This is a genomic window from Salinicola endophyticus (assembly GCF_003206575.1).
Lineage (GTDB): Bacteria > Pseudomonadota > Gammaproteobacteria > Pseudomonadales > Halomonadaceae > Salinicola > Salinicola endophyticus.
The window spans coordinates 785675-801502 of sequence record NZ_PZJO01000002.1 but is presented as its reverse complement, the minus strand read 5'-3'; the positions used below and the strand labels follow the sequence as shown (position 1 = coordinate 801502).

The 15828-nt window shown below is 66.8% G+C and carries 11 protein-coding genes; 7 read left to right on the top strand and 4 right to left on the bottom strand.

Going from position 1 to position 15828, the window contains the following annotated elements:
- Nucleotide 1: 1 nt before the first annotated feature.
- Nucleotides 2-802, top strand: a complete 801-nt coding sequence (locus tag DOM66_RS06185; protein WP_110674431.1) for a Cof-type HAD-IIB family hydrolase — start codon at nt 2-4, stop codon at nt 800-802.
- A gap of 89 nt (nt 803-891) precedes the next feature.
- Here DOM66_RS06185 and DOM66_RS06180 read toward each other — a convergent pair whose 3' ends face one another.
- The 3 genes from DOM66_RS06180 to DOM66_RS06170 all read right to left on the bottom strand — a co-directional run bounded on the left by DOM66_RS06180 (nt 892) and on the right by DOM66_RS06170 (nt 5133).
- On the bottom strand, nt 892-1962 hold the full coding sequence (locus DOM66_RS06180; RefSeq protein ID WP_110674432.1) for a YcjF family protein: 1071 nt from the start codon (nt 1960-1962) through the stop codon (nt 892-894).
- Complete coding sequence (locus DOM66_RS06175; protein WP_110689556.1) at nt 1959-3350, bottom strand: YcjX family GTP-binding protein; 1392 nt, start codon at nt 3348-3350, stop codon at nt 1959-1961. The genes DOM66_RS06180 and DOM66_RS06175 overlap by 4 nt, the downstream gene beginning before the upstream one ends.
- A 187-nt stretch (nt 3351-3537) precedes the next feature.
- Nucleotides 3538-5133, bottom strand: a complete 1596-nt coding sequence (locus tag DOM66_RS06170; RefSeq protein WP_110689555.1) for a solute:sodium symporter family transporter — start codon at nt 5131-5133, stop codon at nt 3538-3540.
- A gap of 652 nt (nt 5134-5785) precedes the next feature.
- Between DOM66_RS06170 and DOM66_RS06165 the strand changes: the two genes are divergently transcribed.
- The 6 genes from DOM66_RS06165 (at nt 5786) to DOM66_RS06140 (ending at nt 15201) form a co-directional block, all read left to right on the top strand.
- The gene (locus tag DOM66_RS06165; RefSeq protein ID WP_245392365.1) at nt 5786-7372 is read left to right on the top strand and encodes a glucan biosynthesis protein G; all 1587 of its coding nucleotides are present in this window, start codon (nt 5786-5788) and stop codon (nt 7370-7372) included.
- On the top strand, nt 7365-9863 hold the full coding sequence (gene mdoH, locus DOM66_RS06160; RefSeq protein ID WP_110689554.1) for a glucans biosynthesis glucosyltransferase MdoH: 2499 nt from the start codon (nt 7365-7367) through the stop codon (nt 9861-9863). The genes DOM66_RS06165 and mdoH overlap by 8 nt, the downstream gene beginning before the upstream one ends.
- A 162-nt stretch (nt 9864-10025) precedes the next feature.
- On the top strand, nt 10026-10268 hold the full coding sequence (locus tag DOM66_RS06155; protein ID WP_035473219.1) for a GlsB/YeaQ/YmgE family stress response membrane protein: 243 nt from the start codon (nt 10026-10028) through the stop codon (nt 10266-10268).
- 153 nt (nt 10269-10421) lie between these two features.
- Nucleotides 10422-11723 carry an acyltransferase family protein gene (locus DOM66_RS06150; protein WP_110674436.1) on the top strand — a complete coding sequence of 434 codons (1302 nt, stop codon included), beginning with the start codon at nt 10422-10424 and terminating at the stop codon, nt 11721-11723.
- A gap of 139 nt (nt 11724-11862) precedes the next feature.
- Nucleotides 11863-14286, top strand: coding sequence for a DUF1266 domain-containing protein (locus tag DOM66_RS06145; RefSeq protein ID WP_110689553.1), 2424 nt, complete (start codon nt 11863-11865; stop codon nt 14284-14286).
- A 285-nt stretch (nt 14287-14571) separates the two neighbouring features.
- Nucleotides 14572-15201 carry a C40 family peptidase gene (locus tag DOM66_RS06140; RefSeq protein WP_110674438.1) on the top strand — a complete coding sequence of 210 codons (630 nt, stop codon included), beginning with the start codon at nt 14572-14574 and terminating at the stop codon, nt 15199-15201.
- A gap of 138 nt (nt 15202-15339) precedes the next feature.
- On the opposite strand, the gene slyD is transcribed toward DOM66_RS06140, so the two are convergent.
- Nucleotides 15340-15822, bottom strand: coding sequence for a peptidylprolyl isomerase (slyD, locus tag DOM66_RS06135; protein WP_110674534.1), 483 nt, complete (start codon nt 15820-15822; stop codon nt 15340-15342).
- Between the last annotated feature and the right edge of the window lie 6 nt (nt 15823-15828).

Here is a 15828-nt window from a genome sequence, read left to right as displayed (position 1 = left end):
CATGCCCCCCTACCTGATTGCCAGCGATCTCGACGGTACCCTGCTCGACGCCGAGCATCGCGTCGCTGCGCTGACCCGCGAGACCCTGGCGCAACTGGTCGCGCGCGGCCACACCCTGGCGCTGGCCTCCGGCCGCCATCATCTGGACATCGCCGAGATCCGGCGCCAGCTCGAGCTCCCCGCCTGGATCATCAGCAGCAACGGTGCCTGTGTGTTCGATGCCGATGACCGCGTGGTCAGCGAGCGCCTGGTGCCGCAGGCGCTGGTGGAGGCGTTGGTGGCGTTGCCGCGACCGGCGTCGGTGCGGCTCAATCTGTATACTCGCGAGCGCTGGCTGATCGATGCCGAGGCGCCGGCGCTGTTGCCGCTGCACGCCATGACCGGTTTCACCTATCAGGTCGACGATCTACGCGACCTGAGTCAGGCGGCCGTGAGCAAGGTGCTCTATATCGGCGAGCCGTCGCTGCTGGCGCCGCTCGAGCGCACATTGCGCGAGCGCTACGGCGAGGCGCTGCACATTACCTATTCGGCGGCCAATTCGCTGGAGGTGATGCAGCGTGGTGTCGACAAGGGCAGCGCGCTGGCGCAGATGCTGGCGGCGCTGGCACTGCCCGCCTCTCAGGCGCTGGCCTTCGGCGATAACTTCAATGACGTCGAGATGCTGACGCTGGCCGGCAACGCCTTCGTCGTCGCCAACGCCCATCCCGAGGTGATTGCCCGACTGCCCCGGGCCGAGCGCATCGGCGCCCATCACGAGGCGGCGGTGGCGCACACCCTGCGGCGTTTCTTCGCGCTCGATTGAAGGCATTCTCTATCGCATCAACCCGCGATCGCGTTCGTCCTCGGCCGCCTTCGTGCTGGAGCGGCGGCGGTCGCCAGCCATTGCCACCGTCAGCGAGAGGGCGGTTCGCGCCCGCTCTGGGCCGAGTCGTCCAGCCGGCGCAGTTGCTGCCACACCTCGCGGCGTAGATCGGACAGGCGCGGACGCTCGTCGGCGGCGAAGGCGATCGGGCGGGTGGTGGCGATGGCACGCAGACCCAGGCGTGCGGTGAGCAGGCCGGCGCCGAGGCCCTGGCCGGCGCGGGAGGAGAGCTTGGCGGCGAGGTTCATCGACAGCAGGTCCATGCCGGCATCGGTGACCATCTCGCTGGCGCCGGCGAAGGCCATGTTGCGCAGCACCTCGCGGAACAGGCGCAGGCGGCTGGCGTAGCCGAGCTGCAGGCCGTAGAGCGCGGCGATGCGATCGAGCATGGCGATGTTGCGCCAGGCCATCAGCGCCATGTCGACCAGCGTCAGCGGGCTCACCGCGACCATCACTGCGGTCTCTCCCGACATCCGCGTGACCAGCCGGCGCGCGGCCTGATCCCGCGGGCGCAGCAGGTGCCAGGCGAGCAGTTCGCGGGTCTCGGCGGCGCTGTGGTGGGGCTGCTGGGCGGCGATGAAGGATTGCCAGTGCGGATGGGTCCGCGAGAGCCCCATCTGGGCACGCAGCTCCTCGGCCAGCGCCAGCGGCTCGACGCTCTCCTGCGTGCCTTCACCGCTGGCCGGCCAGGTGTCGTCGAGACGCTCGCGCAGGCGGGCGTGGCGGCGCAGCTTGCGCAGTCGCCACAGCTCACCCAGCAGCGCCTTGCCGCCGAGGCCGATGGCCAGCAGTCCCAGCGCGCTCCAGGCGCCGGCCAGCCAGTCTCCTCCGAGGGTGGCGTGGTAGAGGGTCTGGCCCGCCTCCAGCGTGCCCAGTCCGAGGCTGGTGCTGAGTAGCACCAGCAGCCCCCAGCGGCGCTTGCGTGGCGGTGCCAGAGCGGCATCCAGCGCCGGTGAGGGCATCTCCTCTTCGGCTGCCGGGGTCGAGGGCTGCTCGGGCAGATAGGCGTGCGCACCGCGCAGCGGCGTGGCGTCGCCGGTGGGTTCGTCACTGGTGGCAGTGGGCTCGTCGAAGCGCCGGCCAGGGCGGGGGTCGCTCATCGCAGCTTGTCTCCCAGGAGCCAGTCGAGCGCCGCATCCATGCGGATGTGCGGCAGCGCGCCGCCATCGGCCGGCGGCGGGCGAAAGGCGGTGAAGGTGAAGCCCTGGCGCTGCCAGAAACCGGCATCGGGCAGCCGCGCGGGGACGTCGCCGGGGTAGAGCAGCAGCGGGGCGTCGTCGAGACCGTGGCCGCGCAGCGCTGGCTGGCGCTGGCCGTCGCTCTCCACCTGACGGTTCTCGGTGGCGCGGATCGCGGCCAGCGAAAAGGCGCGCACCGGGACGTCGGCGTAGCGCAGATCCTTGAGCGGCTCGGCCAGCAGCGACTCGAGCAGCGCGACCAGATTGGCGTGCTGATCCGGCGTGACGTGATCGGCCTTGGTAGCGGCGATCGCCAGCCGGTCGATGCGCGGCGCGAACAGCCGATTGAGCAGGCTGCGCTTGCCGTAGTCGAAGCTCTGCATGAGCGTGGACAGGGCGCTGGCGAGATCCTCGAAGCGCTCGGGCCCGGCATTGAGCGCGCCGAGCACGTCGACCAGCACGATCTGGCGGTCGAAGCGGCGGAAGTGCTCGCGGTAGAACGGCTTGACCACGTGCTGCTGATAGTGGCGAAAGCGCCGCGCCAGGGTCTTGTAGAGGCTCTCGGCGGGCAGCGCCTCGAGTTGGCGCCGGTCCGCTTCGGCGATGCCGGGCAGGGGGAAGAACTGCAGCACCGGCGCACCCTCGAGCTCGCCGGGGAGCAGGAAGCGTCCCGGCTGCAGATGCGAGAAGCCGGCTTCCCGGGCCTGCCGAAGATTGTCGGCGTAGCGCCCCGCGAGTTCGGCCAGGCGGGTCTCGTCGACTACCTCGTCGGGGCGATGGGCGGCGACCGCGCGGCGCCACGGCTCGGCGAAGCGCTGGCGCTCGGGACCCATGGCCGCGAGCTGGGCCTCGCTCCAGCCGAGGAAATCGTGCGCGAGCAGCGGAAGATCGAGCAGCCACTCGCCGGGATAGTCGATCAGATCCAGAGTCAGGTTGGCGGTATCGCCCAGCAGGCCGCGGGCGCGCCGGGTCTTGAAGCGCAGCTTGAGGCGCAGCTCGCTGATCCCGCGGGTCGGCTCGGGCCAGCGCGGTGGCTCGCCGGCCAGGCTGGCGAGCGCCTCGTCGTAGGGGAAGCGCGGAATGCCCAGGTCGGGCTGCGACATGCGCTGGGCGCCGAGCAGGCGGCCCTCGCGGGCCGGCTTGAGCAGATCCAGCCGGGCATCGATGCCGGCGTGGCGCAGTTGGTTGACCAGCGAGGTCAGAAACGCCGTCTTGCCAGCGCGGGAGAGCCCGGTCACTGCCAGGCGCAGCTGGCGGTCGCGGCCGCGCTCGATCAGGTTGTGAATTTCTTGGGTCAGGTCTCGGGGCATCGCCTCGTTATCCGCACGCATTCGCCGTCAGGGTACCTGAAATGTGTGGGTAAACCGCTGTTCAGGCAAGGGTCACACGGAAAAAGGGCGCTCGGATGCGCGAACGCCCCGCACGGGGCGGGGCGTTGCCGGGTGAGCTCGTGCGGGGACGAAACCCGCTGGATGAACTCGATTGGCGCAGGCTGGCTCAGTTGGCGAAGGCGAGATAGATGGCGAACACCAGCACCAGCAGCAGGATGCCCACCGGCACCGCGCCTTTCCACGGGGTCAGGTCGACCGCCTTGACGTCCTCCTGGATCCAGGCCTCGCGACGCGGTGCGATCTTGCCGATCAGCAGCATGCCGAGGATCAGCAGCACGAACACTCCGGCGACGAAGTGGTACTGGTTGGTCAGGTCGAGGATGGCGTTGAACGGCGGCACGAAGTAGCCCAGGGCGATCAGCACGATACCGCCGATCAGACCGAAGATGGCGGCACTCTCGGGAACGCGCTTGGTCAGCAGGCCGACGATCACCACCGCCAGGATGGGGATGAAGTAGATCGCGTTCATTGTCTGCAGATAGTCGAACAGACTCTCCTGGCCGGCCAGCAGCGGAGCGATCGCCATCGACGCCACCGCCATGATCCAGCCGAACACCTTGCCCGACTTGACCACTTCGGATTCGCTGGCGTCCTTGCGGAACACACCCTTGTAGATACCCAGGCTGAACAGCGTGGTGGTGCTGTTGAGCGCCGAGTTGAACGAGGAGAGAATGGCGCCGACCATCACCGCGGCGAAGAAGCCGGTCAGCCACGGCGGCAGCAGGTGGAACACCAGATGGCCGTAAGCCTGGTCCGGGGCGATGCCGTCGCCGGCGTAGAGCTGGAAAGCGATGATCCCCGGCAGCACCAGATAGAGCGGACCGAGCAGCTTGAGGAAGCCGGTCAGCAGCACCCCTTTCTGGCCTTCGGAGAGGCTGCGCGCGGCGAAGGTGCGCTGGATGATCTGCTGGTTGGTGGACCAGTAGAAGAGGTTGATCAGAAAGACCCCGGTGAACAGCGTCGGCCACGGGACCTGCTGGTCCGGCCCGCCGAGGGAGTTCAGGCGCTCCGGCTGTGAGGCCTGGATCGCGTGCCAGCCGGCGGCGATGCCGTTGCCGTCACCCACCGCGTCGAGCCCCAGATAGACGATCAGCAGACCGCCCACCAGCAGGCCGATGGCGTTGATGGTGTCGGACACCGCGACCGTACGCAGGCCGCCGAACAGCGCATAGATCGCGCCGATCAGGCCCACGCCCCACACCGTCAGCCACAGCAGGGTCGTGCTCGACTCGATGCCGGTCAGCACCGGTAGATCGAGCATTCCCTGCAGGCCCACGGCGCCGGAGTAGAGAATGATCGGCAGCAGGATCACCGCGTAGGCGATCAGGAAGATCACGTTACAGATCAGCTGGGCCGTCGGGCCGAAGCGCTCCAGCAGCAACTGTGGAACGGTGGTGATGCCGCTGCGCAGGAAGCGTGGCAGGAAGAACAGCGCCAGCAGCACCAGCGCGACCACCGCGACCACTTCCCACGCCATCACGCTGAGGCCGTCGGCGAAGGCCGCGCCGTTGAGCCCCACCATCTGCTCGGTGGAGAGGTTGGTCATCAGCAGCGAGCCGGCGATCAGCGGAAAGGTCAGGCTGCGTCCGGCGAGAAAGTAGCCGCGGGTGTTGCTGAGGTCGTCACGATGGGTGATGCGCCAGGTGATCAAGGCGACCAGCCCCGTGAAGAAGAGAAACGAGATCAGAGTCCATGCATGCATTGGGGCAGTTCCTGGTTGAATGCATCCCGGCGGCGCCGCCATGGGCTTGCCGCAGTACGCTGCGGAGTGTCGGCCACGTGGGCGGAAAGCGCTATTCGCCATTTGTCTGACATAGCCTGTGCAATGTCTAGGCATGGGTTCTGGGGGCGCCGAGATCGGCAGCCGGAAACGCGGCGGCATGGAGGAAAGGCGGTGAGCCGAGGGGCTGAAACCCGTGGGAAAACCGGCTGAGAAGGGCAGCAGCAGGCGGCGTGGAAGCCTGGCGGGAGTCTCCCGGGGGTAGCTGAAAAGGGCCAGATACGCCATTATGCCCAGCCAGCGGCATCGCCGGGATGGCGGTATGACCCCAGGCGCCGGCCTCTATGTGGAGCCCGTCGTGGCTGGCAGTGGGCAGCGCGCCACGCTGGCGATATGTCGGCGCGGCTTGAATGCGGTGCCTATGCTAGACTGCGGCTGTCATAGAAGCACGGATGCTTCGCTATCCCGTCGTTTTTCGTCGCAAGTTATCATCGCATTGCCCTTGCCATGGCAAGGCGAGGTGTTGTCGGCGCGCTTCGTTGCCGCCTGCCGCGGCAGGTTCGGCCCGGTGTCCGTGGCGCCACCGGATGAGCGTGTTGTTACCGGACAAGATAGTTTTGAAAGGAGTGTGAGTGTGAGTGCATCGATCCGGCAAAGTAACCTTGAACGACGCAAGGGGCTGATACCCGCGGCGGCCCTGGCTGGGCTGCTGCTCAGCGGTATCGCCCAGAACGTATTGGCTTTCGGCTTCGACGACGTCGCCAAGCAGGCCGAGGAGCTCTCCCAGCAGGGTTACAGCGAACCGGAACGCAATCTGCCCGACGAGTTGCGCAACCTGAACTTCGCTCAATACGAGCAGATCCAGTTCAAGCGCGAGCGTGACGTATGGAGCGGCGATGACGTGCCGTTCACCCTGAGCTTCTTCCACGAAGGCATGCATTACGACAGTGCGATCAAGCTGCACAGCGTCGACGATCAGGGCGAGGTACACGACTTCGCCTACAAGCCCGACGACTTCAGCTACGGCGATCTGAAGCTCTCGGACAAGGTCAAGAACAGCACCGACCTGGGCATCGCCGGCTTCAAGGTGAACTACGCGCTCAACGACAACCCGCGCAAGGACGAGACCATGGTCTTCCTCGGCGCGAGCTACTTCCGCGTGGTCGGCAAGGATCAGGTCTATGGCGTCTCCGGGCGCGGCCTGGCGGTCGATACCGGCCTCTCCTCGGGTGAAGAATTCCCGCGCTTCAAGGAGTTCTGGGTCGTCAAGCCGAGCAAGAGCAGCCAATATCTGACCATCTTCGCACTGCTCGACTCGGCCAGCGTCACCGGGGCCTACCGTTTCGTGCTGCGTCCCGGCGCCGACACCGTGGTCGACGTCAAGTCGCGGCTCTATCTGCGTCGTCCGATCGAGAAACTGGGTATCGCGCCGCTCACCAGCATGTATCTCTACGGCCCGGCGCAGCCCTCGTCCGAGCTCAACTATCGCCCCGCTATCCATGACTCCAACGGTCTGCTGATCAGTGATTCGCAGAACGGCTGGACCTGGCGTGCGCTGGCCAACCCGGCCAAGCTGATGATCAACGAGCAGGCGACCCCGCGGCTGCGTGGCTACGGTCTGATGCAGCGCAACCACGACTTCTCCGCCTACCAGGATATCGCCAACCGTTACGATCTGCGTCCCAGTGCCTGGGTCGAGCCGCAGAACGAGTGGGGCGCGGGCAAGATCGAGCTGATCCAGATTCCGACCCCCAACGAGACCAACGACAACATCGTCTCGATGTGGCTGCCGGAGACCGCGCCCGAGCCGGGCACGCCGCTGGACTACGACTACCGCTTCACCGTGACCAAGGACGAGAGCCGTTACGCCGACCCGTCGCTGGCCTGGGTCGAGCAGACCCGTCGTTCGCGCGGTGAGGTGCTCAAGGACAATCTGGTGCGTGAATCGGACGGCTCGCTGGCCTTCGTGATCGACTTCGACGGTGCCGCACTCTCCGGCCTCGGCAACGACGCCAACATCAACGTGCAGGCCAGCGTGGGCGACAACGGTGAACTGGTCAGCAGCCGCACCGAGCCCAATCCGGCCACCGGCGGCTGGCGCGTGTTCGTCAAGGTCAAGCGCAGCGACAACAGCAAGCCGCTGGATATCCGCGCCTATCTCAACCAGGGCGACCAGCGCCTTTCCGAGACCTGGTACTACCGGTTGCCTGCCAATGGTTGATGCGACTCCCTCTCAGCGGATCGCATCGCCCGATCAGTACCTCGAGCGCCTGGCGCTTGAGGCCCAGGACCGCGAGGCGCGCCGTCGCCTGCTGGCGAGCGATCTGGATACCCACGACATGGCGGCCCTGCACGCTGCCCTGGGCGGCCATGAGCCGGATCCTGAGGATCCGGCGGCGCAGTCGGTAGGGCGGCGGCTGGCGCTGGCCTATGCCGAGCCGCCGCTGGCGCCGCCGGAGACGCTCACCACCGATGCGGCGGGGATCACGCATCTGCAGACCGCGCCGCCGATGCAGCGTACGCCGCTGGCGCCGGAAGCGTGGTCGACCAACCCCTTCGTGCGTTTCGGCCAGCGCTTTCGCAACTGGGTGGGCCGCGGCTTTCGCCGCCGCGTGCGCCCGGCCAAGCCCAAGCCGCGCTGGCAGTGGGTCGCCACCGGGCGCCGCTGGGTGCTGCTGGTCCTGATCTTCGGGCAGAGCATCATCGCCGCCAACCAGATGCGCACGGTGCTGCCGGGGCAGGGCGCGCAGTGGCTGGAGATGGCCATCCTGGCGCTGTTCGTCCTGCTGTTCGCCTGGGTCTCGGCGGGGTTCTGGACCGCACTGATGGGCTTCTTCCAGCTCCTGCGCGGGCGCGACCGCTACGCCATCGATTCGGAAGTGGGGGACGAGCCGATCGACCCCGCCGCACGCACTGCGCTGCTGGTGCCGATCTGCAACGAGGATGTGCCGCGGGTGTTCGCCGGGGTGCGTGCCACTCTGGAGTCGCTGCGCCAGAGCGGTAACGATCGTCACTTCGATCTGTTCATCCTGAGCGACACCTTCGACCCCGACACGGCGATCGCCGAGACCCACGCCTGGCTGGCGCTGTGTCGCGATCTCGATGCCTTCGGCCAGGTCTTCTATCGCCGGCGCCAGCGTCGGGTCAAGCGCAAGAGCGGCAACCTCGACGACTTCTGTCGGCGCTGGGGATCACTCTACCGCTACATGCTGGTGCTCGATGCCGACAGCGTGATGAGCGGCGCCTGTCTGACGCGGCTGGTGCAGATGATGGAGGCGCATCCGGATGCCGGCATCGTGCAGACCGCACCGCGCGCCTCGGGGCGTCTCAACCTCTATGCGCGCATGCAGCAGTTCGCGACCCGCGTCTATGGGCCGCTGTTCACCGCCGGATTGCACTTCTGGCAGCTGGGCGAATCGCACTACTGGGGGCACAACGCGATCATCCGCATGGCGCCGTTCATGCGTCACTGCATGCTCGCGCCGCTGCCCGGCAAGGGGTCGATGTCGGGTGAGATTCTCTCCCACGACTTCGTCGAGGCGGCGCTGATGCGGCGGGCCGGCTGGGGTGTCTGGATCGCCTACGAGCTGGATGGCAGCTACGAGGAGATGCCGCCCAACCTGCTCGACGAGCTCAACCGCGACCGCCGCTGGTGTCACGGCAACCTGATGAACTTCCGGCTGTTCCTCTCCAAGGGGATTCACCCGGTCCATCGCGCGGTCTTCCTGACCGGCCTGATGTCCTACATCTCGGCGCCGCTGTGGTGTCTGTTCCTGGTGCTGTCGACGGCGCTGCTGGCTGTGCACACCCTGAGCACGCCGAACTACTTCCCCGAGCCGGGGATGATGTTCCCGGTCTGGCCGCAGTGGAATCCGACCCTGGCCGTGGGCCTCTTTGGTGCCACCGCGACGCTTTTGTTCCTGCCCAAGGTGCTGAGCGTTGTGCTGGTGTGGATCCAGGGTAGCCGGCAGTTCGGCGGGCCGCTCAAGGTCTTCGTCAGCATGGTGCTGGAGTCGCTGTTCTCGATGGCGCTGGCGCCGGTACGTATGCTGTTCCATACCCGCTTCGTACTGACTTCGCTGATGGGCTGGGCGATCCAGTGGCGCTCGCCGTCGCGCGAGAACAGCGACACCACCTGGGGCGACGCGATCCGCAACCACTGGAGCCAGACCGTGATCGGTGCGGTCTGGGCGAGTGGGGTCTACTTCATGGAGCCGACCTTCCTGTGGTGGCTGTCGCCGATCGTCGGCGCGATGATGCTGTCGATTCCGGTCTCGGCACTGTCGAGTCGGGTGGGCCTGGGCAGTGCCTGCTTCCGTGCGCGGCTGTTCCGGATCCCCGAGGAGACCCACCCGCCGCGCGTGCTGCGGCGGATGGTGCGCCATCTGGGGCGGATGAACGCGGCGGCGGCCACCCCGCACTTCGTGCAGGTGGTGGTCGACCCGGTCGCCAATGCGTTGGCCACGGCGCTGGGTACCTCGCGCCATGCCAAGGCCGAACCTCTGCGCCGGCGCCGGGCAGAGCGCGTGGCGGCGGCCGTGACCCAGGGGCCCGCAGCGATGAGCAACCTCGAACGGTTGGCGTTTCTCGACGACCCGGTGATGATGTCGCAGCTGCACTTCCGCGTATGGAGCGATGCCCAAGCGCATCAGCAGTGGTTCGAGTCCGGCATGCCGTCACGCGAGTCGACCCGGGTGCCGGTGTTCGGCTGAGCCGCAAGGATGTGCCGAAGTGCCACGATGGGCCGACGATTGTCGGCCCATCGCATTCAGGGGGCTTCACGGCCGTGAAGATTGTGTCTGGGGTGTCTATCCTTGAGGCGACGGCGGCAACTGCCGCCTCGGCACCCCTCATCGGAATCAAGGAGTGACTCTATGGGCTTTATCTTGTGGCTGATCATCGGGGGTATCGCTGGCTGGATCGCCGGCAAGGTGATGCGCGGCGGTGGCTTCGGCATCCTCGGCAATATCGGCGTGGGCATTGTCGGGGCCGTCATCGGTGGCTTTATCTTCAGTCTGCTGGGACTCTCCTCCAACGGCCTGATCGGTTCGCTGGTGGTGGCCACGATCGGTGCCATCATCCTGTTGTGGGTGGTGGCCAAGATCAAGAAGGCCTAGACCGGACCGGGAAGCCGGCCTGAAAAGAGCGTCCGTTCGGCGGCTGTTCGGCCAGGCCTGGCTTCCTGCCCTGGGCACGTTGCGCCTTGGGGCGTGCCCGGCGGCGGGAATCGGGTAGAATGAGGCCTTTCGACGGCCAGAGATCTGCAAGGAATGCCTGATTCAAAGACCGCCGTGTCCGGCACGCAAAGCGCCGGCCAGAAGGAGCGTTTCATTGGCCTGGAGTGGCTGCGCTTCTTTCTCGGCCTGTACATCGTCATCTTCCACACCCTGCATACCTACCCCTCGATCAGTAGCTGGTCGCACTATGTGACCGATATCGGCTTCTTTTCGACCAGCGCGTTCTTCGTGCTTTCCGGCTTTCTGCTGACCCACGTCTATCTCGACGATGCGCATCGCATGCGCGAGCCGGTCAAGAGTTTTCTGCTCAAGCGGTTCTCGAATCTCTATCCGATTCATATCGGCTCACTGATCCTGGCGATGAGCGTGTCGGCGCTGGTCGGCTATCTCGCCATCGCGCCGGGTGACAGTGACATTTCGCTGCGCTTCGTGGTCTACGACGTCAACAACGACGTCGGCCAGCTCGACTGGAAAAGTCTCAACCACACCATGTCGCCGCTGGAAACGGGCATCAATCTGCTGCTCAATCTGACCCTGCTGCACGCCTGGAACCCGCTCTATCTGACCTTCAATCCCCCCTCCTGGTCGATCTCGGCGCTGTTCTTCTTCTATCTGACCTTCCCGTGGCTGGCGCCACGCCTGCGTCGGGTCCTGCACCCGCGGCGTGCCATGCTATGGGTCAATCTCATTTATCTGATCCCCCCGCTGATCGTGGTCTTCACCACCAATTACGGCGTGCCGGAGACCGGTATCCTGCACCGTAATCCGTTGATCCGGCTGCCGGAGTTCGCCGCCGGCATTCTGCTCTACACCTTCTATGCCCAGCAGCGGGAGGCCGGGCGCTCGATGTCGCCGAGCCGGCAGCTGCTGGCGCTGCTGGGGGTGGCTGCCAGCATCGCAGTGGCGCTGTTCCTGCTCGGTCGCGGGCACGCCTGGTACTATCTGCTGCACGATGGGCTGCTGCTGCCGGCGCAGCTGACCCTGGTCTACGTCGCTGCGCAGTGGAGGGAGCCCAAGAGCCGGCGAATCAGGCGCCTGGCTTCACGCCTGGGTGGCGCCTCGCTGCCGATGTTCGCGCTCCATGTGCCGCTGTACGCAGTGTTCTCGCGCGTCGAAAGGGTGCTGTCGGGTGATCCGGGGCTGTGCTTGAGCAACTTCCGCGGCTGCCTGGCCGCGGCCGGCGATGTGCATCTGTGGCTCTATCCAGTGTTCCTGCTGCTCACGGTGCTGTTCTGTATCATGTTCCAGGAGCAGTTCGTGGTGCGGGTTCGGCGCTGGCTGCTGCGTCATCTGCTGCACAAGACGACGCGCACGCACGTCGACAAGATGAGCTGAGGTCGCTCGAGAATGGCGCCCCGACGACCTGGCGGTCGGCGGGGCGTTCGCTTTCCGGTATACTGTGCCGCCGCGTCCGTGGCGGTCTCCTCGATCGTCTGGCGGACGTCCTGTCTTCGGCGTTTCACGAGGTCTCTCTTTGCGCGAACTTCTCACCCAGTGGTGGGCTCAGCAGCTGACACTCTGCGGTTGGCCCGAGGGCACCGATCCCCGCCAGGCCCTGTCGCCGGTTCAGGCGCGTGAGCGTCTGCAGGCGCTGGCGATCACGGATCGTGACGAGTTCGCCTGGCGGCTGTGGGAGAGTGCGGTCGATGGGCAGCAACCACCGCTGTCGCGGCTGGCGGCGCTGGAACTACTGGCATTGGGCGGGGCAGCGGGGTGGCTCGACAGCGAGCGCCAAGGGGCCTGGCTCGCCTGGTTGGCGGCAGAGATCGTCACTGCCTACCCCTCGTTGACCCGCTGGCGCGCAGCGTTGGCGCCCTGGAGCGATCCGCTGCTCGATGCCGCCGGGCGCGCGCTGGCCAAGCGCGAGCGTCAGGGCCGCGGGGTCGACTGGCAGGCGCTGGCACGCCAGCTGGAAGGGGCCGAAGCGGTGTCGGACTCGCTGTGGGCCGAGTCGCTGTGGGGCGCACGCGCGACTTTTGCCCCGGTACTGCGCTGGCCGTTCACTCCCGACCCCAACGAGCGCCTGGGGTGGCAGCGTCTACTGCGCGAGCAGCTCGATATCGCCGGTCGCGATGCGCTGCTCTCGGGCCTCGAGTGGCTGGCGCGTCAGGGGTATCGTTATGGCTGGGAGATGGATGCCGCCCGGCTCGGGCGCGAGGGGCCGGCGGAAGCCGAGACCTGGCTTGCCTCACTCGGCGAGCAGCGCGAGTACGGCCAGGTGCTGGTCGCCTTCCTGGCCCGCGTGGAGCCCCTCGAGTGGGCGGCGTGGGACTGGTTGCGGCTGATCGACCAGGCCTATCTCGGCTTCGGGGCGGGCTGGCTGTCGGCGCAGGAGGCCGAGACCTTCGCCGCCCACGGCCTGGATCTGCTGCAGCAGCGCTACGCCGACTGGCCCGCCATGGCCCGTGCCTACCAGCGTGGTCGCAGTCTGTTCGAGGGGCGTGATCTGTGTGCCGACTTCGAGGCCGACTGGGGGCGTCTGCTGGGAGCGGCCGGCAGCCCTTGGCAGACACCGCTGGCACACAGCCTCGACGATGACCGTCGCCAGCAGTCGCGGCGCGTGGTGCGTGAGCGCCACGCTTCGGCCGACGCCTGGGTGCTGGCGCTGGCGGCCGTGCGTGAGCCGGATCTGACGACCCGCTACCAGCTCGGTGAGCCGCTGGCGCCCGAGCGGCGTGAGGATGCCGAGCGCTATCTCAACGAGGTGCTGACGCTGCGTCGTGACGAACCGCTCGCGGCACTGGCGCGCTACTGGATGCCGGCCCAGGCGCACCATCTCAATCAGCTGGCGGCGGATGCGTGTCATCCCGGCGCGGCGGGCAGCGGTCGTGTGGCCGGTGAGCGGCGCCAGGCGCTGAAATCTTGCGCTGACCACGCGGCAACCATCTTTATGGCCGAGAAGTATGCCTTCTATCTGCTCATGGCGGCGGACAGCGAGCGCTATGCGCCGGCCGAGCTGCAGGCGCAGGCGCGCGCGCTGGCCGGCGTGCTCGGGCGCTTCTACGCCACGCCGCAGACGCTGCTCGCGGCGTGGTTGGCCTGGGAGAGCCTGCTCAGCCCCGAAGAGGCGCCGGAGGAGGCGGGGTTGGGTGACGATATTGCCTGGCATCTGCGCGATCCCGGCTCGCGCTTCCATTGGCTGACGCCGATCTTTGACAGCCAGTGGCAGGAGCCGGGGCCGCGTCCGAGCCTCGAGCAGTTCACCGCGATTTCGCTGGCCGGGCCGCTCAACGAGGCGGCTTGGCAGTGGCCGCTGCCGCTGGCGGGGGAGGATCGCCGCGCACTGCAGGAGTGGCTGGAGCATCAATACGCGCTGCAGGGGGCGACCGGACTGGGCGAATTTCTCGATTTCCTGCTCGAGGCGGGGGATCGTCAGGAGTATCAGATCAACTACGCCCCCTATACGCTCAATGCGCGCCGTCTGGCCGAGGAGATCGCGATTCTCGAGTCCGGTGACTGCGGTGAGGAGGAGCGGGTCCACCTGCTGCGGCTGCGCCACGTGCGCGACAATGCCTGCGGCTGCAACGACGAGGACATGACCGCCTGGGATATCGCCCAGCTGGTCGATCTGAGTCTTGCCGGGCGCCAGCTCGACTGGTTCGACGATGCCGCGCTGGCGCGCTATCTCGAGGCGGCGGGGCGCCTCGCCGAGCGCCACTACAGCAGCTGGCAGGCCTACGCTGAAGGGCTCTACAGCGGTTTCGGCTTCTTCATGGACGATACTCCGGAGCGCGACGATTTCCTGCGTCGCTTCCGCGAGGCGCTGAATGCCTGGCTCGGTGCCACGCCGCTGCTCGCCGGCAGCTGGGCGAGTCTCGACTTTCCTGGCCGCCCTGGGCGCCACTCGACGCCGCTGCACGTCGACGTACTGGTGGGCGGGCCGCATCGGCTGCACTGAATGCGCCGCCGCGATCGAGTCGCGCTTTCATTGCGATAGGGCTCGTCAAAGGCTTATCGATGACATATCATCCGCGGTGTGCTACGCCCGTCGGCCAGACGGCGCGTATTTTTTTCGATTTCGATTTTCGAGCCGAATACTGGCCGCTCTGGCGGTGATACCCCGACCGGTGTCACCACCACAGCGACTCAATTCGCCCGATGGCGCCTGCCCGGTCGTGAGACGCCCGCGGCGTGATATCGAGGCATGCCCGTGGTGGCTCACCGGTGAATGAGGTTGCGCTGAATGCTCAAACGCACGGCCCTGGGGCTGGCCATTGCCTTCGTCGTGAGTGGCTGCTCGACCCCCGCACAACAACAACAGGTTCATGCGCAGTACGCGCTTCCCGTGGCCAAGTCGCGCTTCGTCGTCGCCCAGCAGACGCCTGCGGCATCACCACCCCGAGCCCGTCAGCAGGCGCAGCAGGTGCACGACTACCGCCAGCCATCATCCGTCTCGCCCACCATCATCCGTGAAGCGCTGCTCGACGAGCATCAGCGCTGGGTCGGCACTCCCTATGTCCTCGGCGGCAATGGCCGTCACGGCATCGACTGCTCGGCGCTGATGCAGCATGTGTTCACAGAGGCCTTCTCGCTCGAGCTGCCGCGCACCACCGAGGAGCAGGTCCAGGAGGGCAGCCGCGTCTCACGCAGCGATCTCAAGGCGGGCGACCTGATCTTCTTCCGCCCGCCGGGGCCCTATAATCATGTCGGTGTCTATGTCGGCAATGGCTATTTTCTGCACGCCTCGACGTCGCAGGGTGTCAAGCTGTCGCGTCTCGACAATGTCTACTGGAAGCGCTACTACTGGCAGGCAAGGCGCCCCATGGAGCGCACCCAGTTGGCCCAGCGGGTGGTCCTGGCCAGCGAGGGCTGAGGTCCATTGCGAGTCACCTGCCAGATCACGCGCGCCACATGAAGAGGCTCGCGGCGATAGACGCAGACAAAAAAAGGGCAGCCTCTCGGCTGCCCTTTGACGTTGCGCCCGCGTCAACGGCGCGCAGCGGTATGCGACTCAGTGCTCGTGGCCGCCTTCGCCGTGGACGTGGCCGTGGGACACTTCTTCCTCGGTCGCTTCACGCACCTCGGTGATCTCGACGTCGAAGTTGAGCTTCTCGCCAGCCAGCGGATGGTTGCCATCGACGGTGACGGTGTCGCCTTCGACCTTGGTCACGGTGACCATCAGCGGGCCTTCCTGGGTCTGGGCCTGGAACTGCATGCCCGGCTGGACTTCCTCGACACCCTGGAAGGCGTCGCGCGGCACTTCCTGTACCAGCGCCGGCTGGACTTCACCGTAGCCTTCGCTCGGCTCGACGGCGACCGTGAGCTTGTCGCCATCGGCACGGCCTTCGAGCTGCTTCTCCAGCCCCGGGATAATGTTGCCCGCGCCATGGAGATAGGTCAGCGGATCACGGCCTTCCGAGCTGTCCAGGACCTCTCCCGCGTCGTTGGTCAGTGTATAGTGAAAAGCGACCACGGAGTTCTGGGCAATCTGCATCTGGGA